This window comes from Bacillus sp. FJAT-29937 (genome assembly GCF_001509555.1).
GTDB lineage: Bacteria > Bacillota > Bacilli > Bacillales > Cytobacillaceae > Cytobacillus.
Genome location: NZ_LMAS01000004.1, coordinates 173,087 through 194,174, shown reverse-complemented (window position 1 = coordinate 194,174; position 21,088 = coordinate 173,087). Strand labels below are relative to the sequence as shown.

Below are 21,088 nucleotides of genomic sequence, written 5' to 3'. Positions count from 1 at the left end.
AAGGTGATAGCATTGCAAATTTTAGTTACAGGGTTACAAGATGTGCGGTTTTTGCGTCCGCTGCAACTAATCGCAAATTTATTTTTTGAGGAATGCCAAGTGTCCATGAAATCTCATCATGATGAGGATTTAAAGATCGTTATTAATCTTGAAGTAGGAGAATCTATTCGTGTTAAAGCTTCGCTAACAGATCGGAAAAGGATAGAGAAGACAGCATCCTATGAAGCTTTATTAATAGAAACAGAGTCGGAGAAAGAGCATTTTAAGCAAATTAAAACTGCCGTATCCCATGTATATTTAAAGGTTCTTCAAGAGTGGACTGGCATTACTCAAAAGTGGGGAATCCTTACTGGTATCCGTCCAACAAAGCTTCTGCACCGCCATATGCAATTGAAAACGCCTACGCCTGTCGCACATCAGCAATTAAAAGAGGATTACTTAATATCAGATGAAAAGATTCAGCTAATGCAGCAAATTGTAGACAGGCAATTGGCTGTTGTTCCTGACCTTTATGATCTTCAAAATGAAGTCAGCATTTATATAGGAATTCCATTCTGCCCAACTAAGTGTGCCTATTGTACATTCCCGGCATATGCGATAAATGGCCGGCAAGGATCTGTTGATTCCTTCTTAGGAGGCCTTCATTATGAAATGAGGAAGGTTGGGGAATGGCTTAAAGAAAACAAAGTGAAAATCACGACAGTTTACTATGGCGGGGGCACTCCGACAAGTATTACTGCTGAAGAAATGGATATGCTTTATGAAGAAATGTACAACTCTTTCCCTGATGTGGAAAAGATACGTGAGATTACCGTTGAAGCGGGAAGACCGGACACAATCACACCTGAAAAGCTAGAAGTGTTGAAAAAGTGGAAAATAGATCGGATTAGCATTAATCCGCAGTCATATATTCAGGAAACATTAAAAGCGATTGGCAGACATCATACGGTTGAAGAAACGATTGATAAGTTTCATTTAGCACGAAATATGGGGATGAATAATATCAATATGGATTTAATTATCGGTCTCCCAGGTGAAGGGGTGCCGGAATTTACACACACATTAAGTGAAACAGAAAAGCTTATGCCTGAATCATTAACTGTCCATACTCTTTCTTTCAAACGTGCCTCCGAAATGACAAAAAATAAGGAAAAATACAAAGTCGCCGATCGAAATGAAATTGAGAAGATGATGGACATGGCTGAGAAATGGACGAAAGAGCATAACTATACCCCATATTATTTATATAGACAAAAGAATATCCTTGGCAATCTTGAAAATGTTGGCTATTCACTGCCTGGTCAGGACAGTATTTATAATATTATGATCATGGAAGAGCAGCAGACGATCATTGGTCTTGGATGTGGCGCTGCTAGTAAATTTGTCCATCCGACCACAGGGAAGATCACACAATTTGCCAATCCAAAGGACCCAAAAACATACAATGAAAGCTTTGAAAAATACACGGATGAGAAGTTGAGATTATTAAGTGAATTATTTGATACACAAGAATCCCTTGCCTAAAATAGCAGGGGTTTTTCTTTGTGATGATAATTTTGAAAGTTTTGAAAATAAGAAGGGTTTTTCTAAATTAAATAGAATGTTTTAGGTACAAAAGATCATACACTTCTTTGAATAGTTGTAAGCGCTTAAATAAGGGAGGAATTTGTTATGATGATGCAAACACCTTTAACAATGACGCAAATGATCAAGAGAGCGGAAAGATTTTTTCCAAAGAAACAGGTTGTATCAAGAACAGCGAGCGGAATTCAGCGGTTTACATATAAGGAGATAGCTGACCGGACAAGAAGGCTTGCTGAAAGTCTCCAAAAGCTAGGAGTGGAAAGAGGAGATAAGATAGGGACACTAGCATGGAATCACCACCGCCATTTGGAAGCGTATTTTGCGATTCCATGCAGCGGGGCCGTACTCCATACGATAAATATTCGCCTTTCTCCGCAGCATATTGTTTTTATTATTAATCATGCAGAAGATAAGGTTTTATTAATTGATTCAGATATCCTTCCGTTAATTGAAGCGGTGAAGGACAAGTTGCCGAATGTGAAAGCATTTATCATTATGACAGATGATGAAGAACTCCCTGAAACAACTTTATCCCCTGTTTATCATTACGAGAAGTTACTTGAAGAGGCAACGGGTGACTATGAATACCCAGATGACCTTGATGAAAATGCTCCAGCAGGCATGTGCTATACGTCTGCCACGACAGGGAATCCAAAGGGTGTCATTTATTCTCATCGCGGAATTGTCCTTCACAGTATGGCATTAGGGATGGCAGACAGCGCGGGGGTTAGTGAAAAGGATATCGCGATGCCGGTCGTTCCGATGTTCCATGTTAATGCATGGGGGTTGCCGTTTGCGGCTGTTTGGTTTGGTACAAACCTAGTTATGCCGGGACCCTATTTTACTCCTAAGCTATTAGCTGAACTCATTCAAAAGGAAAAGGTAACCATAACAGCTGGTGTTCCAACGATTTGGCTGGGACTATTAAAGGAGCTTGAAGAAAACAAGTATGACATGAGTTCACTGCGTTCAGTTCTATGCGGCGGTTCCGCAGCACCGAAAGGGATGATTAAAGCCTTTGAACAGAAGCATAATATTCCTTTCATGCATGCATATGGGATGACGGAAACGAGTCCATTAGTCGTCATTTCTACATTGAAAAGCTACCAGGAGGAGCTTTCCTATGAGGAGCGTCTAGACTTGAAAGCCAAGCAGGGTGTTCTTGTTCCAGGACTAGAAATGAAAATTGTCGGGAAGGATGGAGAGGCAGCCTGGGATGGGAAGGAAATGGGCGAGCTTGCTATTCGGGGACCTTGGATTGCATCTGAATATTATAAGGATGAACGAACGTCAGAGGCGTTTCGTGATGGCTGGCTCTATACAGGGGATGTGGTCACCATCGATGAGGAAGGCTTTATGAAAATTGTTGACCGAACGAAGGATTTGATTAAGAGCGGCGGAGAATGGATTTCCTCTGTCGATATTGAAAACGCCTTAATGGCCCATGAGGCTGTTTTTGAGGCAGCGGTAGTGGCTGTACCGCATGAAGAATGGCAGGAGCGGCCGGTTGCTTGTGTAGTCCTAAAAGAAGCTTACCAAGATAAAATAGACAAACAAGAATTATTGGAATTCCTAAAGCCTCAATTTGCCAAATGGTGGCTTCCAGATGAGATATTATTCTTAAATGAAATTCCGAAAACTTCCGTTGGCAAGTTTCTGAAGATGGCGTTAAGAGATCAGGTACAAAAGGATTTGACCGAGACAAAATAAGTAAAGATTGCGGCCGTAAATATTTTACGGTCGTTTCTCATTTTGGCTGTTCAAATTAGTATCAAAAATATTATGAATAATCGTTCATTTATGTTTTTAAAAGAGGAGAAAGCCAATATAATTAGAATTAAAGAAAGAGGAGGGGTTAGATTGACCATTGACTTTGGAACTGAAACAGTAAATTTGGCCATTCATGGGCGTGTGGCAACGATTGAGCTGAACAGGCCGGATTCCCTTAATGCATTAAGCGTAGAAATGCTTAAAGATCTAGCTTCTGTATTAAAGAAGGCTGCTAGTGTTGATGAGATTGATATTGTTGTTTTGACAGGAAAAGGACGGGCTTTCTGTTCAGGGGGAGACATTAAAACAATGTTATCGTCAACTGACAAAAGTGCCTTTCCTCTAGTGATGGATAGCATCAGTACAGTCGTAAAAGAGCTTTATTGCATGCCGAAATTAACGATTAGTGCCATTTCGGGAGCGGCAGCTGGCCTTGGTCTTAGCCTTGCCTTAGCGACTGATTTTTTGATAGCTGAGAAATCAAGCAAGATTGCGATGAATTTTATTGGAATTGCTTTAATTCCTGATGGTGCTGCCCATTATTTCTTAGAAAAGCGTCTTGGAGAAGATAAAGCGAAACACCTTATTTGGGAAGGAAAGCCATTAGCTGCTGATGAAGCTTATAAGCTGGGAATTATTCATGAAGTAGCAGAAGAAGAGCTTAGCAGTATAGTAGACAAAAAAATATGTACTTGGCTGAGAAGCCCAATTAAAGCCATGCTTGAAACGAAAAAAATCTATATGGAGAAAAACCTGCCAGAACTAAATAAAGTCCTTGAGCTTGAAAAGGCAGGTCAGTACAAAATGACACAAACGCAAGACCACCAAGAGGGAATTCAAGCATTTATCGAAAAAAGAAAACCTGTATTTATCGGTAAATAATATGAAGGAATGCAAAAAAGGGTAGCTACAGCTCTTTTTTGCATTCGCCATATAAGCCTAATTAAGAATGAAATAGAATGAGTTTACCAGAAGGAGAAGTGCAGCGATATGTTTTTTCATCGAAGCCTTTTTCCTTTAACATTTGCTCGCCCTTCCCTTTTGCCTCTACATCATCTCCTGCTTGAAAGGCCTCGTCTAAAAGCTTTTCTCCACTTTTTTCGAAAACGGTTAATTTATATGTTTTCATTAAAAATCCTCCTTAATTCAAAAAATTGAGATTACTACTATTTTTCCATAATTCTCGGATTTCTGCAAAGTCTTTGTTATCGAGATGAATATTGAAATATTTTATAACTATTTGAACCTTTTTTCCATTTTATTCGTATAAGTAAGAGGATAGGAGGAGTATGAAATGGGATTAAAGTTAGAGCATGTAACAAAGCGCTTTGGAAAGTTTACAGCTGTGGATGACCTTTCAATCACAATTCCAGAAAAAGAAATGTTTGGATTTCTAGGAGCGAACGGAGCGGGAAAGACGACGACCTTTCGAATGATTCTTGGCTTAATTGATGCAAGCGAAGGGAAAATCACATGGGACGGAAAACCGATTGACTATTCAACAAGTCCCCTTATCGGGTACCTGCCTGAGGAAAGAGGATTATACCCAAAGCTAAAGGTGAAGGATCAAATTGTTTATTTAGCGAGATTAAGAGGAATGCATAAACAAGAAATATTGAAGGAGCTTGACTACTGGCTGAATCGGTTTAAAGTGCCTGAATATGCGGATAAAAAAGTCGAGGAGCTTTCTAAGGGGAACCAGCAGAAAATCCAATTCATTACAGCTGTCATACATAAACCAAAATTATTAATTCTCGATGAACCATTTAGCGGATTAGATCCTGTGAATGTGGAACAGCTTAAGGAAGCTGTTCTTGATTTAAAGAATAAAGGCACAACGATTGTGTTCTCTTCCCATCGCATGGAACATGTGGAAGAAATGTGTGAGCATTTATGCATCATGCATAGAGGGAAGCCTGTTGTTAAAGGAGCCCTAAAAGAAATCAAACGTTCATTCGGGAAAAAGAATTTAGTTATTCATGCTGACTTCAGCCTGGAGTTTTTAAAAATCTATCCCGGAGTTTCAAGAGCACGGGAAACGACAGAAGGCATCCATCTGCAAATTGAAGGAGAAGATATTGCAGAAGGAGTCTTGAAGGAGATTGTTGGAAAAGGATTTATTCGTAAATTTGTCCTTGAAGAGCCTTCCTTGAATGATATTTTTATTGAGAAGGTAGGTGCTTCTTATGAGTAATTTTTGGATTATTCTTTCTCATACATATTTGTCTAAGCTTAAAACAAAGTCATTTATTATAACCACATTGATAACTTGCTTGATTGTTGCTGGTTTAACAAATATGTCGAAAATTATGGACTTTTTTGACAAAGAAGATTCAGGAAAAAAAATCGCAGTCATTGACGAAACGGGAGAGTTGTTCCACCCATTAAATGAACAATTTGTAATCAATAAAAGCGATATTCAGCTAGAGTCATTTAATGGCTCTGAAGCAGCGGCGGAAGTTACAGTAAAGGCGGATAGGTATGATGGTATTTTAATTCTATCCTTTAATCAGGATCAACTTCCTGCAGCAGTTTTTAAAGCGAGAAGCATTGCAGATTCTTCACTTTCTGATGAGTTGCAGCAATCTATACAACAATTGAAAACGCAGCTGGCTGCTTCGAAAATTAATTTATCACAGGAGCAGCTAAGCAAGTTGTATGAGCCTGTTTCTTTCAGTAAAGTGGCACTTGAGGAAAATGCCAAAACAGAGGAAGAATTAAATCAAGCCCGAGGACTTGTGTATGTTCTATTGTTCATCATCTATTTTGCTGTGCTAATGTATGCCAATATGATTGCGATGGAGGTTGCAACTGAGAAATCATCCCGCGTTATGGAAATTTTGATTTCCAGTGTAGCACCTGTTAAGCAAATGTTTGCAAAAATATTAGGCATTGCTTTGTTAAGCTTAACTCAAATGGGCGTAATATTATTAGTCGGATATTATTTTGTAAAGAGTAACTTGGAAAGCATGCAAGGTGGTTTTTTCGAATTCTTCGGGTTTAATGATATTCCGATTTCGACGATTATTTACGCCCTCGTATTCCTTTTACTAGGATACTTCTTATATGCAACATTAGCAGCATTTCTTGGATCGCTTGTCAGCCGAATTGAAGATGTTCAACAAATGATTATGCCGATGACGATGCTTGTGATGGCAGGCTTTTTTATTGCCATGTTTGGATTAGGCCAGCCAGATACGCCTTTTATAACAATTGCTTCTTATATTCCATTTTTCACGCCGATGCTTATGTTTATGCGTGTAGGTATGCTCACATTGCCAGTATGGGAGCCGTTACTCGGCATTGCGATATTGATCCTCACGATTGTCATATTGGCGATATTTGGTGCAAAGGTATATAAAGGTGGAGTTCTTATGTATGGCAAATCAAACTCCTTTAAAGATATTAAAAAAGCCTTGCAGCTGACGAAAAATGAATAAATGATCAAAAGGCTCTGCACAATTGCAGAGCCTTCTTTTACGCAAACACCATTTGCACCCAGTAATAGAGTAGAAATAATGTAACGATTGTGGAGATTGGTATAACAAGGATGGATACACTTAAATAATCCTTCCATTTGATTTTGATCTTGTATTTCCTCAATATATGCATCCAAATGAGTGAAGCAAGCGTCCCGATAGGCAGTAATAACGATCCTATATCGCTGCCGATGATATTAGCTAAATAAATCGTCTTTAATGTAATCGGATCTAGTCCCATTTCAGTCAAGGTTATCGTTCCGATCATTAATGCAGGATGGTTATTAAATATGTTAGAAAGGATGGACACTAGACCGCCCATTATAAAGCTTGCTTGAAACAGTCCCCTATTTACAATCGGCTCGAAAGTCTGCACGAGCAACTCTGTAAGCCCCACATTATGAAGCCCATAAATGATCACATACATGGAAAAAGCAAAAATGAGGATATGCCATGGTGTTTTCTTGAGGATATCTACAGGGTTTGTTCCTAAATGATACCATCTCCAAATAAGCAAGCAAAGTGATCCTAGTACAGCGACTAATTCAATTGGAATGGCTAAATAGGATGCCACGAAGAGCAAGCAGCGCATAACGAAAACAAATAATAATACTTTTAACATAAGTTTTGTTCTCTTTTTCTTCGTTTCAACAGACAGTGATTTTTTTAGCGGGTGAAAATGCTTTGTGAAAAAAACCTCATCTATTTCATCCTTGGCGGCCGGCAATTTCTTTGGCAACTTTTTCTTTAAGACTAGAAACATAATAGTTGCCATAAATAATAATCCTAATGTCGCTGGAACAAACATCATGGCCGTATGCATATAGAGCGACATGTCGATTATTTTTAAAGCGATTAAATTGACTATATTACTTACTCCGATTGGTGCACTTGATGCAGTAGCGATTAAAGCCCCACTCAATAGATAGGGGATCATTTGATGTGGTTTCAGCCGAAGATTTCTTAGAAGGATAATTAGAAGCGGAGTGGTAATCAGAATGCTGCCATCATTATTAAATAATAGTGTCATTAAGAAACAGAGTAATTGAATATACCAATATAGCCTGTAGCCTGAACCTCTTGATAAATTGGCAAGCCTGGCTGCAGCCCAGTGAAAAAAACCGAAACTTTCCAGTATGACAGCCATGACAATGGTAGCAATAATCGTAAGTGAGGCCCCGCCAATTTTATCTATAATATCGATAATGTTTTCTTTCGATACAATCCCGGTTATTAATATAATCAGAGCTCCAATAGAAGCTGGCCACGCCTCATTTAACCCTTTTGGTCTCCAAAAAATGACTGACATTGTGACAATAAAGACAAATATAGTCATGCCAATTTCGAAAGTCATGTTATTTCTCTCCTTATACTAGATAAGGACATCTATCCTGCGTGTCCTATGTACAATATTTATATTCATCCTAATGAAGCAGGAAATGGACAAACATCCATTTTAGTCAAAAAGTATCTTTGTCCATATAAGCAAGATGCCTACAAAGGGTAGGAGTCTAAGCATGAAAATCTAGTTAATAGCGTAGAAATCGATAAAAGAATAGTTTATGATCTTATCTTAAATGTTTTGTCTGTAAGAACGTGCATTCGCATTTAGAATAGGGTAAAATTAGGGGAAAAAGATCGAGAGGTTTTCACATGAAAAAAGTGACCTTTATTCATGCTGCAGATTTGCATTTAGATAGCCCAATGGTCGGGTTAATGAACTTGCCTAAAGAAATTTTTAGCAGACTGCAAGACAGCACCTTTGAGGCATTAAAGACAATTGTAGACAATGCCCTAATCCATCAAGTGGATTTTGTCATTATTGCAGGTGATTTATTTGATGGAGAAAATCGCAGTATTCGTGCCCAGATTAGATTTCGTAAAGAAATGGAGCGGCTGGAGGAAAAAAATATTTCCGTGTATGTTGTTCACGGAAATCATGACCATATGGAAGGGAATTGGACACATCTGGAAATGCCGAAAAATGTCCACATATTCTCTCATGAGATAGAGGGAGTAAGATTTGTTAAGAATGAAAATGTGTCTGTCCATCTTTATGGGTTTAGTTATCCTAGAAGGCATGTGTACGATAAGATGATTAATCACTATAAAAAGAAACTTGGAGCGGACTTTCATATTGGGATCCTTCATGGTCATTTAGAAGGGAATAATGAACACGATAAATATGCCCCTTTTTCGATCAAGGATTTACTTGATAAGGACTTTGATTATTGGGCTCTTGGCCATATACATAAACGCCAAACCTTGCATACCAATCCTCCAGTTATTTACTCAGGAAATATCCAAGGAAGGAATCGAAAGGAGACAGGGAGTAAGGGCTGTTACTTAGTTCAATTGACAGAGAATGCTGCAGAGCTGCAATTTATCGAAACCTCAGCAGTCCGTTGGAAGGAAATGAGTGCAGATGTCTCCAAAGCCTCATCATTTCAACACATATATGATATTTGCAAAGATATGATGCAGGAAATTAGGTTGGAAAATAAAGGAGTCATTGTATCGTTGAACCTAGATCATGTTAATCTGCCAGAACAAGATAGGAAGAGTATAACGAATGGGGACTTATTAGATGCTTTGCAGGAAGAGGAATGGGAAGAAGAAGCGTTTGTTTGGATTTCCAGCTTAACAATCAATGAAAAAACCGAATGGGATCGTGAGCATTTGGCAAAGGAATCGGAATTTTACGCGGAGCTTTTTATGACAGCAGACCAATATGACTTCATAAATAGCAGTATCTCTACTTTATTTAATCACCCAGATGCAAGAAGGCTTCTACAAGAGATAACAGATGAGGAGAAAAGTGAGATTGCAAAAGAAGCTGAGAAGCTATTGGTAAATATGCTGTATAAGCAATAGGAGGTGATTAGATGAAAATTATAGATATTCATATTTATGGTTTTGGGAAGTTTACAGATTTGAAAATGACTAATTTGCATGAGTTTCAAGTTCTATTTGGAGATAATGAGGCCGGAAAATCAACGATTATGTCATTTATTCATAGTATTTTATTTGGATTTCCAACGAAGCTTCAATCAGAGCCGAGATATGAACCAAAAGAGGGCACAAAATATGGCGGCAGGATGACAGTTGAAATAGCTGAAAAGGGGATCGTGAGCATTGAAAGGGTTAAAGGAAAAGCATCAGGGGATGTAAATGTGATGCTTGAGGATGGAACAAGAGGAGGTGAAGAGCTCCTTAAAGACCTTCTGCATCGTGTGGACAAAACTTTATTTCAATCGATTTTTTCATTTAATATACATGGAATTCAAAATGTACATCAGATGAAAGGTGAAGATCTTGGGAAATTCTTATTTTCGGCGGGAGCCTTAGGAACCGATCAGCTAGTTCGTGCTGAAAATTCTCTGCAAAAGGAAATGGAAAGCCGCTTTAAACCAAATGGCAAAAAACCGTATTTAAATGAAAAGCTTAGAGAGCTTAAACATCTTCGCAGTGAATTAAAAAAGGCTGAGCAGCAAAATGAGCATTATTGGAAGCTAAAAAGTGAAAAAGAACGTTTAGAAAAAGAACTGACAGATACACAAGCTGAACAAGCCCATCTGCATTCGATGAAACTAAAATTAGAATCATGGAAGCAAATTCAGCCGCTCAAGCTAGAGGAAATGGCCATTGTAGAGGAATTAAAGAAATATGAGGATATTCAATTTCCTATCGATGGTCTATCAAAATTAGAGCGACTGGAAGAACTGATGAAGCCTTTGGAAGGGCAAATGTCCAGCATTACCGATCGGCTGGATGTTTTAACGGAGGAAATAAGAAGCAACACACCTGATTTCAATTTGCTAGGCCGGGAGCATGAAGTCACTATGGCTGTGGAAAGCCTGTCTTTATATGAAAGGCTTGAACAGGAAGAAAAGGAGCTGCAAGACAGGTTTGCGCAGCTAAAGGAAGAAGAGTTTAATTTAAGAGAAAAGCTTCATTTAAACATTGGTGAAGAAGATTTAATCTCCATTAATACAAGTGTCTTTATGAAAGAAAAAGTAAAAAACACCCAGGAGAAATATCGGCGGCTTGACTTGAAAAAACTTGACCTTGATGAAAGATTTAATAATGAAAAGCAGATGCTTGAGGAAATCGAAGAAAAAATTAAGGATGCTGAAAAACAGCTTCAGTCAGAAAAAAACAGAAAAGCTTTTGAAGAAAACATACGGAGAAAACGAGTTCAAGAAAGGACTCAATTCATAATATTTTCGATACTTTTTTCCGTCTTGCTTGCTTGGGGGATATTCGAATCAATTTTACCAATCATTTTGCTTGGTGCCATTGGTATTGTTTTTTTAATTTATCTGTTTAATAAGAAATCGGCTAATGCGGACGATGACTTTGGTAAGGATAGGAATCATTTAGATCAGCTGACTCAGTTCAAAATTCAATGGACAGAAAGAAATACCCAATATGAAAGGGTATTAATGAATTATGAAACTTGGGAAAATGAAATGGTTAAGGCTGAAAGGGAAATAATCGAACTTGGAGAAGTTCTTTTGTTACCTGGAGAAATTGCTCTTGCTTATTTATCTGATGCCTTTGAGCTAATTGAACAGCTCAAAAAGCTTTATCGTGAAAAGAAAATGGCTTTTGATAGGCAACAATCAGTTGCGGAAAAAATGAATTTGATAGTTGAAGCTTTAGAGCATCTAATCAGTGAATTTTCAGGCATGCCCCATTCGAGTATTCAAGAAATGGCTTATACGTTAAGAAAACGATTAAAGGAAGAAATCGAAAAGAATATAGTTTATGAAGGAAGAAAGGCAAAGTTAAATGAGCTGGAGGAAGATAGACAGAAATACCACCTTGAGTGGAATCATTTCAATCGGAAAAAAGAAGAGCTATTTCAACAGGCATTAGTAACAGATGAAAGGTCTTTCCGGGAAATTGGAAAACTCGATGAGAGAAAACGGACGCTCGAGGAACAATTGCTTCATTTACAGAGGCAGTTAAAAATTGCCGCGTTAAATGAGCAGGAAATGGAATCATTTCAGGAAATTGCTGATTTAGATGAACGAATATATAGCTATACAACAAAGCTTAAAATGCATGAAGAAAATATCCCTATATTGCAAAGCGACATCGCAAAAGTAAAATATGAAATTCAATTGTTAGAAGAAGGCGGTACTTATGCTGAATTACTGCATTTATATAAGCATAAGCAATCGGAATTGGACATTGGGGCACGTGAATGGGCGAAATTTGCGCTGGCAAAGGATATGTTAAATCATACGATTGAACGTTTTAAAAATGAGAGACTTCCGAGAATGCTGGAAAAAGCAGAGGAATACATGAAGTATTTAACAGATGGCAGCTATGTGAAAATTTTTCCGAAACAAGAGGGAAGCGGATTCTTTATTCAAAGAAAGGACCAGCAATTATTTGAAGCAAATGAGCTAAGCCAAGCAACAGCTGAACAGGTTTATGTGTCATTAAGGCTTGCTTTAGCCGTTACCATTTATGGAAAGTTCCCTTTTCCTATTATTATTGATGACAGCTTTGTAAATTTTGACCAAAAACGAACAAAGAAAGTCATTCATTTGCTTAAGCAATTAAGCGGGCGCCAGGTGCTGTTTTTTACTTGCCACCAGCATTTATTAACGCATTTCTTAGATGAGCAGATTCTTGAAGTTGGCAAGGAGATGGGAATGCCAATCAACTAAAACGGGAATCAATGGGTTATCCATTGATTTTTGTTAGACTCTTATCTGTCTGTGATATACTATTTTAATAGAAAGGAGCGTTGGACCACTTATGTCAAAAGGGATTGTCTATTATGATGTTGGTGAACATATCGAACTTTTTTTACTGATAAAAAATGCAACAAAAGGAATTGCAAGTAATGGAAAGCCGTTTTTAACCCTTATTTTTCAAGATCAGAGCGGAGAAATAGAAGCGAAGCTTTGGGATGTGTCTGATGGTGATGAAAAGATTTATATGCCGGAAACAATTGTTAAAGTTTCGGGTGATATATTAAACTATCGAGGGCGCAATCAGCTCAGAATTAGACAAATACGTCCAGCTTCTTCAAGTGATTCTGTTAAACTAGCTGATTTTCTTGAAACAGCTCCTTTAAGTACGGATGAAATGATGAGTAAAATTACTCAATACATTTTTGAAATGCAAAATCCAAATCTCCAGAGAATTACGCGCCATTTATTAAAAAAGCATCAGCAGGCGTTTTTGGAATTTCCGGCAGCAACGAAAAATCATCATGAATTTGTTTCGGGATTAGCTTATCATGTCGTTTCGATGCTTGATTTAGCAAAGGCGATAGCGGGACTTTATCCAAGTCTTGATAAAGACCTATTATACTCGGGAATTATTCTCCATGACTTAGGAAAGGTCATTGAGCTATCAGGCCCAATTTCAACTGTTTACACGTTAGAAGGAAATTTACTTGGCCACATAACAATCATGGTCAACGAAATTGGCAAAGCAGCCGAAGAGCTATCCATTACAGGAGAAGAAGTTTTAATACTGCAGCACTTGGTCCTTTCCCATCACGGAAAGGCGGAATGGGGAAGCCCAAAACCTCCGCTCATTAAAGAGGCTGAAATTCTTCACTATATTGATAATCTAGATGCGAAAATGAACATGCTTGACCGTGCACTTGAACGGGTGAAACCAGGTGAATTTACTGAAAGAGTCTTCGCACTTGATAATCGATCATTTTATAAACCTGCATTCCATAAATAAAAGAAATCGTCCTCCAAAATTGGCAGGACGATTTTTTTTGCTGTTCATTCATATTTCTATTTAAAAAACATACATATTCTATAAAAGAGTGGACAACCATTTATTTAAATAGGAAGGTGATGATTGTTATGATTATACCATTTTGGGTTTACTTTATCGCTATTGGAATTCTTCTTAGTGCCTATATGGCGATTAAGGCAGGAAGGGAAGAACGAAAAGTAGAAAATGAAAGCATTGAGCTTGAAGGCAGAGTTTACATCGAAAGAATTGAAAAGGAAAGGGAGGCAAGAAGGACGAAACAGCAGTCACTAGGATGAAGAACCTCGAAAAAATTAACCCCGGACAACTTATAAATAAGCAGTCCGGGGTTTTAAGATTATTATTGAGCAGCTTCTGGTGTTTCCAAAATACTCTTTAAATCTTTGTCATTAATTTTTACATTTGCATCCTTTAATTCACGTTCCATTGCCTTCTGAATTTTATCCGCATCAAGCTTTGAAACCTTTAATTCATATTCCATTTGATCTTTCATTTCATCAAAGGATTTCTTCTCTTTTTTCTCTGTTACTTGGATAATATGGAATCCATGCTGGGTTTGTACAGGCGCACTAATTTCATCAACCTTTAATGCATAAGCTGCATTTTCAAATTCAGGAACCATTCTTCCCGGACCAAACCAGCCAAGATCTCCGCCATTTGCTGCTGAGCCAGGATCTGTTGAATATTCCTTCGCTAGATCCTCAAACTTAGCCCCTTCATCAAGCTTCTTCTTTACTTCATTAGCTGTTTTTTCATCTTCGACAAGAATATGTCTAGCATTAATTTGCGGCTTGTAATTATCGTAGTATTCCTTTACTTCCTTTTCAGTCACCTTTACGTCTTTAATAGCTGCCTTTTCCTGCATTAAGCCAGTTCTAAATGTTTCCTTCAGCTCGTCTTCATCTTTAAAGCCATATTGCATAAGGGCCATTTCGAAATTGGGGCCAAGCTGTTCTTTAAACTCGCCAATTTTCTCATTTATTTCCTCATCAGATACTTTGTAATTCTTCGATAGAACCTTTTCATAGACAAGCTCGCGAAGAACTGCCTCGCCAGTTTTTTCTTTCATCGCATCATAAAGCTCGTCCTTTGTAATGTCTCCAGCCTTTGTTTGCACTACCACATCTGAACCATTCGCATTATTATTGCCACTGCAAGCAGTTAAGCCTAAGACACCAGCTGTTAATGTGAGGGATACAATCCATTTCTTCATGTTGAACACTCCTAGGAAAATTTATTTCAATAACCAATTTCATAAAACCTACTATACCACAAATGAATTAGAGAACAAAAACAATAACCTATTAAGATTTTTAAAAAATGTCATTTAGATTTTCTCTTCTGTTTTAGGTAGTTGTCTATTCTTAATATAAGTGGGGTCATATACTACAAAGACACTTTTATCATAGCGTTAAAGGCCTAACCCAATATTTTTTCGGATAATGATGATAAGTGCCTATTCGAATAAGGTATTCGTTGAATAGTATAATTTAGCAACATGAAAGGAGGGTGTCTCATGGGTGCTGGTTTTGGTGGTGGATTTGCACTGATAGTGGTGCTTTTCATCTTATTAATAATTGTTGGCGCTTCTTGGCTGTAAGATAACTAAATGAAAAAGCGGCGGGAAATAAAGCCCCGCCGCTTTTTCTGCGTCATTTAAGCATAAAGAATTTCTACAAATGACGATATAAGAAGAATGGTTATTAAAATATTAATCGTTCTAAATACAGTAGGCTGCCGCTCCTCAGGGATTTCCTTTTGAAGGCAAAGAGAATTGGTCATTCTGTTAATATTATATAGGATAAAGACGGCAAAAATAATAAAAAATATGGAGATCACCGAAGATTCCCTCCTTTGCATTTATGAAGAAAAAGGTAGGGTCTGGGCTATTCGCGTAAATAGCATTTCAGACAGCCTAAATCCAGTTGTATGATATTTACAATAACAAAATTTACGAAAAAAAGATAGTCTTTAAGACTGGTGAAAATTTGTTATATCAAATTCATGAAAAAGGCATCCAATATCGGATACCTTTTTTCTTCTATTCATCATTTTTGTGGAGCAATATTTCAATTCCATCATCGTTCTCTTCAATATATGAACAATTTGGTGCGAAAAGCACATTCTTTGCACAAATAAAATCAGGCAGACATAAGCCGGCATGAAAAGCCAGTATGATGGTAATATAATGTAAATAATGTGGGTATATATAACAAGCAAAAATCAAAATACTATTAATAATAATAAATGGTGCAAAAAGGGCAAAAATAAATTGCCATTTTGAAATTGGTTCAAAAACCTTTATTTGAATGACAGGTAAAATCCCATATTTTATTGATAATTCCTTTTTTACTTTATTTCCATGATGAGCTAATGGCAAATAATGAAAAAGCTTATGAAGTGGATATATAAGCCAAAGCCCAAGAAGAAATAAGTAAAAATAATTGTCATAGAATGAATGTGCATTAAATAGAAATTGCGCAGGCACATAGACGAAAATAAATGTCAGCAACATCGTTAAGGAAGACAAAATGAAAAGTCTTTGAGAGCCATACTGTCTTGAAAAGTTAATCGTCTTCCAGGAATTCATAGTATCATACCTCCAGAAGGAGAAATAAAGTTCGAGAAGAATGAATGAAATTTAAGGTGAAAGTTTTCCCTTTATGCAATTCTTTTAGAATCCTTTTCTTCAAACTTACTAAGATACTTTACGCTGAATGGCTAAAAAAATCAATAGGAAAAAAACATGGATTTTGTCGAAAATGTGGTATAGTTTATATTTGAATAATAGCTGATATGATTGGAAGCGATTCCGTTCACAATAAAAAATAATACGGTCTAAAATGGTCAGGAGGAAAAGGTAAATAATGGATATAATTGAAGTAATGAAAAGACTGAACAAGTTAGAATATCAGCAAAAGCTTTTGCTTAAGGTGATCGAAGATAGAAATTTGGATTTTTTTAAATTAATTGTTGAAAAGTCATTAGCTGAAAGGGAAGTAGAAGATTTCTATAGAATATGTGAAGATTTGAGCATAGAATTAGAAGAACAAAAAGCGGAAGGGTTTGTCTACTTTCATCCGCTTTACAATAAATTTAAATATAGTTTACATAAGAATCTTGAACCGAAGGAAGCAGTGCAAGCATGTTTAAAACAAGGTTTATTTATTCCTCTTATGAACGAATTTGTGAAATATCTTTAAAGTTTAAACAGATTCCTGAAGAGAGCTTTCTTTTTTTTGCAGCTTTCCTTCTTCCTCTACGAAATCATTTTCAATATTATTAAATGATTTTTCAAAAATCTCCATAAAGTCATCGCCATATATATTTCTCACGATGGCCATAATTTCAATAATTTCTGGAAATTTCCCGTAAAGTTCTCTTAATGGACTTGCTCCTGAAAATACTGCATATTGTTCGGGATCGTAAGTCTCCATTAATTGCAATAAAACATTTTCGCCTTCAGCAGTAATCTGAATATACGTGTTTCTTTTGTCACTTTCCTTTTTGGAGAATTTCAGAAAGCCGCGCTCCTCAAGTTTCTTTGAGAAGTTAAACGCTGTTGATACGTGCATGACCCCAAACTTAGCCACATCCGAAATAGATGCCCCTTTTAAGTGATAGGCAATCCATAAAATATGATGTTCGTTAATGTTTAGATCAAAGGGTTTAATCCATTGCTGCCAATCTTTTTCGATGGATTTCCATAAAGCTTTGCTAAGTTGAGCAACTCTTTGACTAAAAATCATCGCTTCCTTCATTGTATACATTTTATCTGTCATAAAACTATTCACCTACTTTTCTAGTTCTCTATATTCATTATGCCAATAAAGTAAAAATTAATAAAGAAAAAATTTACTAAATTTTTAGAAATTATGAGTTAAAGCTATTTTTCTTCAAATTTTGTAAAATAACTTATGATTTCAGAAATAGATTTTTCGAAACGAAGAACAAACAAAAAAAATGAAGTTTTGGCAATGACACTTTAGTAATATATTTATTTTCGGCTTAAAATGAAAAAATCCTTCTTTTTAATTAAATAAAGAAGGATTTTTTGAAAATTTTTTTTATTTATGCTCATTCTTAAGATCTAGACTACTTTTAAGATTTGAAATTGCTTTTCAAGCGCATAAATAATGATAGCTTTATTCAATTAGTATGGACCAATCATCTTTTCCATTTACATACACACATGGATTCAAGCATAGAGTTAAAGAAAAGAGATCTATATGCTTGTTGTAATAAAGAGGGGAGGGGGTCCGTATGTCAGGGATAACAACAGGATTTTTTACAATTGGGGCCGTTCTGATCACCGGTGGCGTTTATTTCATGTTAGCGATGAGAAAGCCAGGTTTTTATCCGCCTAAATATATATTGAGAAAAAGAGCAGCTGCATTAGGAGCAGGGGGAATTGTATTATTATTAATAGGTGCTTTTATGTATAGTTTGCAATAAATAAAAAACCCGCTTAAGCGGGTTTTTTGTTTCACCTTATTAATCAATAAGCTTACGATTTGTGCCATTATTTTGTGTAATAACGACTGTTGAATCATTAAGTTTTGTTCTTTTCACAATTGAAAGCGCCACTGGATAAAGGACAACCATTACAATCGTATTAACTGCTGCTGCCGGCAAAACAACTGCTGCAAATAAAGCAGTGAATGGTCCAGGCAGACCGACAATTAAAAGCGCTGATCCTAAGAATGCAACACCTGATACAATCGTACCTACTGCTGTAAGGATGGCTACACTAACAATTGACTTTTGGTATCTTTTCAAAGCTGTGAATAATCCTAAGAATACAATTGCAGCAATTGGTTTATCAATAATATTTGGAATTTGTCCGCCAGGGAAAGTAGTTGTTAAAGCAGCAATTACTCCTGTAACTATGGCAAGCAGCAATACGCTTTTCTTATCCGGGAAAAGGACAATTCCTAAAAACATCATCGTTAACATCATATCTGGCTTCATACCTAGAAAAAAGCCAGGTACAACTGCATGCAATACTGCTCCCATCCCAACTAAAAGGGCTAGGGCTACAAGATTTTTCGTATTCATTTCTCATCTTCTCCTCTGCTATACTAAGCTATTAATATTTGTTTCTTCTGCAGTGCACTCGTTGCCTGAAGCAAGAAACTTGCATTTATTATAACATATATTGCTTTATATTAAAGCGTAATTTTTCTGTTAATAATTATTTTTAAATGCTTTCATAAAATGTGCGAGCTGCTCAACATGTTCAACTGGGACAGCGTTATAAATCGATGCACGGCAGCCTCCAACTGAACGATGTCCGTTTAAGCCAATGAAGCCAGCTTCTTTAGCTTGCTGAAGGAAACTCTTCGAAGCTTCCTCATCTTTCAGATTAAAGGTAACATTCATCTTGGATCTGCAATATTTCTCAGCGTGTCCAATATAGAACCCTTCACTTTCGTCCATACAATCGTATAGTATTTTTGCTTTCTCTTCGTTTCTCTTTTCGATGATCGGCAAACCGCCTTCTTGCTCGACCCACTCCAGAACAAGCTTCAATAAATAGATTGCTAATGTAGGAGGTGTATTGTAAAGCGAATTGTTTTTTGCAAATGTATTGTAATTTAACATAGTCGGCAGTGAGCTATTTAAATTGGACAGGAGCTTCTTGTTCATCATGACAACAGTAACTCCAGATGGACCCAAGTTCTTCTGTGCCCCAGCATATATAAGATCGAAATCTTCAACATTTATTGCTTTACTTAATATATCACTGGACATATCAGCAATTAAAGGAACCTCTTTATTAGATGGGAATTGAGTCCACTGGGTGCCAAAAATCGTATTATTGCTTGTAATGTGAAGATAGGCTGCATCCTTTGAAAGCTCAATGTCATTTACATTAGGGATAAAACGATAATTTTCTTTCTTCGTTGAGGCAGCGACATAGGTTGGACCAATTTTTTCGGCTTCTTGCAATGCTTTATCAGCAAAGGCCCCCGTTAATACATAATTTCCTGCCTTTCCTTCTGTAATCAGGTTCATCGGAACCATTGAAAATTGCAGACTTGCTCCGCCTTGAATGAAAAGAATTTCATAGCTGTCTGGGATCGACAGGATGCTTCTTAATAAATCCTGTGCTTGTTGATGAATCGCTTCATATTCTTTGCTTCTGTGACTCAATTCCATAACAGCCATACCGCTGCCGTTATAATTAAGCCAATTTTTCTCAGCTTCTTGTAAAACTGATAGCGGCAGAGCAGCTGGTCCCGCATTAAAATTTAGTGCTCTTTTCATATTAGCCCCTCCAAAAATAGTATAAGCTTCGCCTTAACGCTGTAAAGAGATAAAAAGATAATCTTATGGTAACAAAAATAAATCATTTGTACAGAAGGAATTAGGAACTTTCTGAAAAAAGTGTAAAAGCGACAAACAAAAAAGGGCCTTCCAAAAAGTTGGAGGCGCTCCTTAAGTTCGTAAATTATTACCTAGATTCTTCATTTTATTTCGATGAGATTCTACTGTTAATCCCTTTAGCTATTTCCTGCAAATCCTGTGGGGTATAATCAGAATTATGGGTTTTCCATACCGCGCCGAAGCCATCCCCATTGCCATAACGAGGGATTAGGTGAAAATGGAAATGGAACACTTCCTGACCAGCGTCCTTGCCGTTATTCTGCAAAATGTTCATGCCTAGAGGCTCACAATCTTCCTTTATCGCGTTTGCAATTTGCGGAACTGCTTCAAAAAGATTTCTCGCTGTTTCAGCATTCATTTCAAAAATATTTTCAGTATGTATTTTTGGAATTACTAATGTATGGCCTTTTGTTACCTGGCTAATATCAAGAAAGGCTAATACATGCTCATTTTCAAAAACCTTTGCTGAGGGGATCTCTCCATTCACAATTTTACAAAAAATACAATTGCTCACTTAAAAACACTCCTTCTCCCAAGATTATTCAATATTTCCTATAATATCATAACGAATAAACGGATAAAAGGCAGGATCCGCTAGGGAATCCCGCCTTCTTGAAGGGGATTGCTTCTTTATATACGTTTCTAATTCAGGTTGTTCCCTTTGATAAACACCTCATTTATTTAATGATTGTGTTTACATCTAGAGAGATTCGATCATTGTTCAAGCTGACCATCCCCAATTCTTTATAAGTTTTTACTAAAACGTATAAAGCAGGATATTGTCTTTAACAAACACCTCATTTTTTAAGTGTTGTGTTGTTATTTGCTTGGATCTTCTTGGTTAATTAGAACATTGCCCAATGTAACCATCCCCTTATTTTTAAAACGTTGGAAGCTTAGCTTTTATTGAAATGTTCATTGTCTGCGACAGACACCTCATTTCAAATTTTGATAATTCTTTACGTTATCAAATAGCTTGTTTCCCCTTCATAGATTAGAATACCCGCATTGGAATTTCATATACATGTTTTAGAAAAGATTTTTTGAAAAATGGATAAGCAAATTGGACAATCAATGCGAGTGTTTTTTACAATGTAGTTAGTAAA

General features: G+C 36.8%; 21 protein-coding genes. 12 read left to right on the top strand and 9 right to left on the bottom strand.

Translation table 11 applies throughout. The annotated features are described in order from the left end of the window. The first annotated feature begins 12 nt into the window (after positions 1 to 12). The 3 genes from AR328_RS11095 to AR328_RS11085 all read left to right on the top strand — a co-directional run bounded on the left by AR328_RS11095 (position 13) and on the right by AR328_RS11085 (position 4,236). Positions 13 to 1,524, top strand: coding sequence for a coproporphyrinogen III oxidase (locus AR328_RS11095; RefSeq protein WP_066295077.1), 1,512 nt, complete (start codon positions 13 to 15; stop codon positions 1,522 to 1,524). Positions 1,525 to 1,674: 150 nt separating this feature from the next. Then, complete coding sequence (locus AR328_RS11090) at positions 1,675 to 3,294, top strand: long-chain fatty acid--CoA ligase (RefSeq protein ID WP_197414455.1); 1,620 nt, start codon at positions 1,675 to 1,677, stop codon at positions 3,292 to 3,294. A 150-nt stretch (positions 3,295 to 3,444) separates the two neighbouring features. After that, the gene (locus tag AR328_RS11085) at positions 3,445 to 4,236 is read left to right on the top strand and encodes an enoyl-CoA hydratase (RefSeq protein ID WP_066295075.1); all 792 of its coding nucleotides are present in this window, start codon (positions 3,445 to 3,447) and stop codon (positions 4,234 to 4,236) included. A gap of 61 nt (positions 4,237 to 4,297) precedes the next feature. On the opposite strand, the gene AR328_RS11080 is transcribed toward AR328_RS11085, so the two are convergent. Further along, positions 4,298 to 4,483 carry a YhzD family protein gene (locus AR328_RS11080; RefSeq protein ID WP_066295074.1) on the bottom strand — a complete coding sequence of 62 codons (186 nt, stop codon included), beginning with the start codon at positions 4,481 to 4,483 and terminating at the stop codon, positions 4,298 to 4,300. 165 nt (positions 4,484 to 4,648) lie between these two features. Here AR328_RS11080 and AR328_RS11075 point away from each other — a divergent pair, with 165 nt between their 5' ends. Next, the gene (locus tag AR328_RS11075) at positions 4,649 to 5,548 is read left to right on the top strand and encodes an ABC transporter ATP-binding protein (protein ID WP_066295073.1); all 900 of its coding nucleotides are present in this window, start codon (positions 4,649 to 4,651) and stop codon (positions 5,546 to 5,548) included. Beyond that, positions 5,541 to 6,794 carry an ABC transporter permease gene (locus AR328_RS11070; protein ID WP_066295072.1) on the top strand — a complete coding sequence of 418 codons (1,254 nt, stop codon included), beginning with the start codon at positions 5,541 to 5,543 and terminating at the stop codon, positions 6,792 to 6,794. The genes AR328_RS11075 and AR328_RS11070 overlap by 8 nt, the downstream gene beginning before the upstream one ends. A gap of 37 nt (positions 6,795 to 6,831) precedes the next feature. Here the strand turns inward: AR328_RS11070 and AR328_RS11065 are convergent, their stop codons facing one another. Continuing rightward, positions 6,832 to 8,187: an arsenic transporter gene (locus tag AR328_RS11065; RefSeq protein ID WP_066295071.1), complete on the bottom strand. Its 1,356-nt coding sequence runs from the start codon at positions 8,185 to 8,187 to the stop codon at positions 6,832 to 6,834. A gap of 299 nt (positions 8,188 to 8,486) precedes the next feature. Here AR328_RS11065 and AR328_RS11060 point away from each other — a divergent pair, with 299 nt between their 5' ends. The 4 genes from AR328_RS11060 (at position 8,487) to AR328_RS11045 (ending at position 13,870) form a co-directional block, all read left to right on the top strand. Next, positions 8,487 to 9,707, top strand: coding sequence for a metallophosphoesterase family protein (locus tag AR328_RS11060; protein WP_066295070.1), 1,221 nt, complete (start codon positions 8,487 to 8,489; stop codon positions 9,705 to 9,707). Positions 9,708 to 9,718: 11 nt separating this feature from the next. Further along, entirely contained in the window at positions 9,719 to 12,517 is a 2,799-nt protein-coding gene (locus AR328_RS11055; RefSeq protein WP_066295069.1) for an ATP-binding protein, read from the top strand. 91 nt (positions 12,518 to 12,608) lie between these two features. Next, positions 12,609 to 13,553, top strand: coding sequence for a 3'-5' exoribonuclease YhaM (gene yhaM, locus AR328_RS11050; RefSeq protein ID WP_066295068.1), 945 nt, complete (start codon positions 12,609 to 12,611; stop codon positions 13,551 to 13,553). A gap of 128 nt (positions 13,554 to 13,681) precedes the next feature. After that, positions 13,682 to 13,870: a sporulation YhaL family protein gene (locus AR328_RS11045; protein ID WP_197414453.1), complete on the top strand. Its 189-nt coding sequence runs from the start codon at positions 13,682 to 13,684 to the stop codon at positions 13,868 to 13,870. A gap of 62 nt (positions 13,871 to 13,932) precedes the next feature. On the opposite strand, the gene AR328_RS11040 is transcribed toward AR328_RS11045, so the two are convergent. Further along, positions 13,933 to 14,805: a peptidylprolyl isomerase gene (locus AR328_RS11040; protein ID WP_066295067.1), complete on the bottom strand. Its 873-nt coding sequence runs from the start codon at positions 14,803 to 14,805 to the stop codon at positions 13,933 to 13,935. A gap of 285 nt (positions 14,806 to 15,090) precedes the next feature. On the opposite strand from AR328_RS11040, the gene AR328_RS11035 reads away from it, so the two are divergent. After that, positions 15,091 to 15,192 (top strand): YjcZ family sporulation protein, encoded by a 102-nt coding sequence (locus AR328_RS11035; RefSeq protein ID WP_082677194.1) that lies wholly within the window; start codon positions 15,091 to 15,093, stop codon positions 15,190 to 15,192. Between the two features lie 56 nt (positions 15,193 to 15,248). Here AR328_RS11035 and AR328_RS11030 read toward each other — a convergent pair whose 3' ends face one another. Both AR328_RS11030 and AR328_RS11025 read right to left on the bottom strand, forming a co-directional pair. After that, complete coding sequence (locus AR328_RS11030; protein WP_082677193.1) at positions 15,249 to 15,431, bottom strand: hypothetical protein; 183 nt, start codon at positions 15,429 to 15,431, stop codon at positions 15,249 to 15,251. 202 nt (positions 15,432 to 15,633) lie between these two features. Continuing rightward, the gene (locus tag AR328_RS11025; protein ID WP_066295065.1) at positions 15,634 to 16,182 is read right to left on the bottom strand and encodes a DUF3267 domain-containing protein; all 549 of its coding nucleotides are present in this window, start codon (positions 16,180 to 16,182) and stop codon (positions 15,634 to 15,636) included. 277 nt (positions 16,183 to 16,459) lie between these two features. On the opposite strand from AR328_RS11025, the gene AR328_RS11020 reads away from it, so the two are divergent. Continuing rightward, positions 16,460 to 16,795 carry a DUF1878 family protein gene (locus AR328_RS11020; RefSeq protein WP_066295064.1) on the top strand — a complete coding sequence of 112 codons (336 nt, stop codon included), beginning with the start codon at positions 16,460 to 16,462 and terminating at the stop codon, positions 16,793 to 16,795. A 3-nt stretch (positions 16,796 to 16,798) separates the two neighbouring features. Here AR328_RS11020 and AR328_RS11015 read toward each other — a convergent pair whose 3' ends face one another. Next, positions 16,799 to 17,374 (bottom strand): HTH-type transcriptional regulator Hpr, encoded by a 576-nt coding sequence (locus tag AR328_RS11015; RefSeq protein WP_066295063.1) that lies wholly within the window; start codon positions 17,372 to 17,374, stop codon positions 16,799 to 16,801. A gap of 481 nt (positions 17,375 to 17,855) precedes the next feature. Between AR328_RS11015 and AR328_RS11010 the strand changes: the two genes are divergently transcribed. Next, positions 17,856 to 18,047: a hypothetical protein gene (locus AR328_RS11010; RefSeq protein WP_066295062.1), complete on the top strand. Its 192-nt coding sequence runs from the start codon at positions 17,856 to 17,858 to the stop codon at positions 18,045 to 18,047. A gap of 39 nt (positions 18,048 to 18,086) precedes the next feature. Here AR328_RS11010 and AR328_RS11005 read toward each other — a convergent pair whose 3' ends face one another. From AR328_RS11005 to AR328_RS10995, 3 genes are all read right to left on the bottom strand, one after another. After that, a complete protein-coding gene (locus AR328_RS11005) occupies positions 18,087 to 18,650 on the bottom strand; it encodes a tryptophan transporter (protein WP_066295061.1) in 564 nt (187 codons plus the stop codon). A gap of 129 nt (positions 18,651 to 18,779) precedes the next feature. Further along, a complete protein-coding gene (gene serC / locus AR328_RS11000) occupies positions 18,780 to 19,862 on the bottom strand; it encodes a 3-phosphoserine/phosphohydroxythreonine transaminase (RefSeq protein WP_066295060.1) in 1,083 nt (360 codons plus the stop codon). A 205-nt stretch (positions 19,863 to 20,067) separates the two neighbouring features. Further along, on the bottom strand, positions 20,068 to 20,496 hold the full coding sequence (locus AR328_RS10995; protein WP_066295059.1) for an HIT family protein: 429 nt from the start codon (positions 20,494 to 20,496) through the stop codon (positions 20,068 to 20,070). Positions 20,497 to 21,088 lie beyond the last annotated feature (592 nt).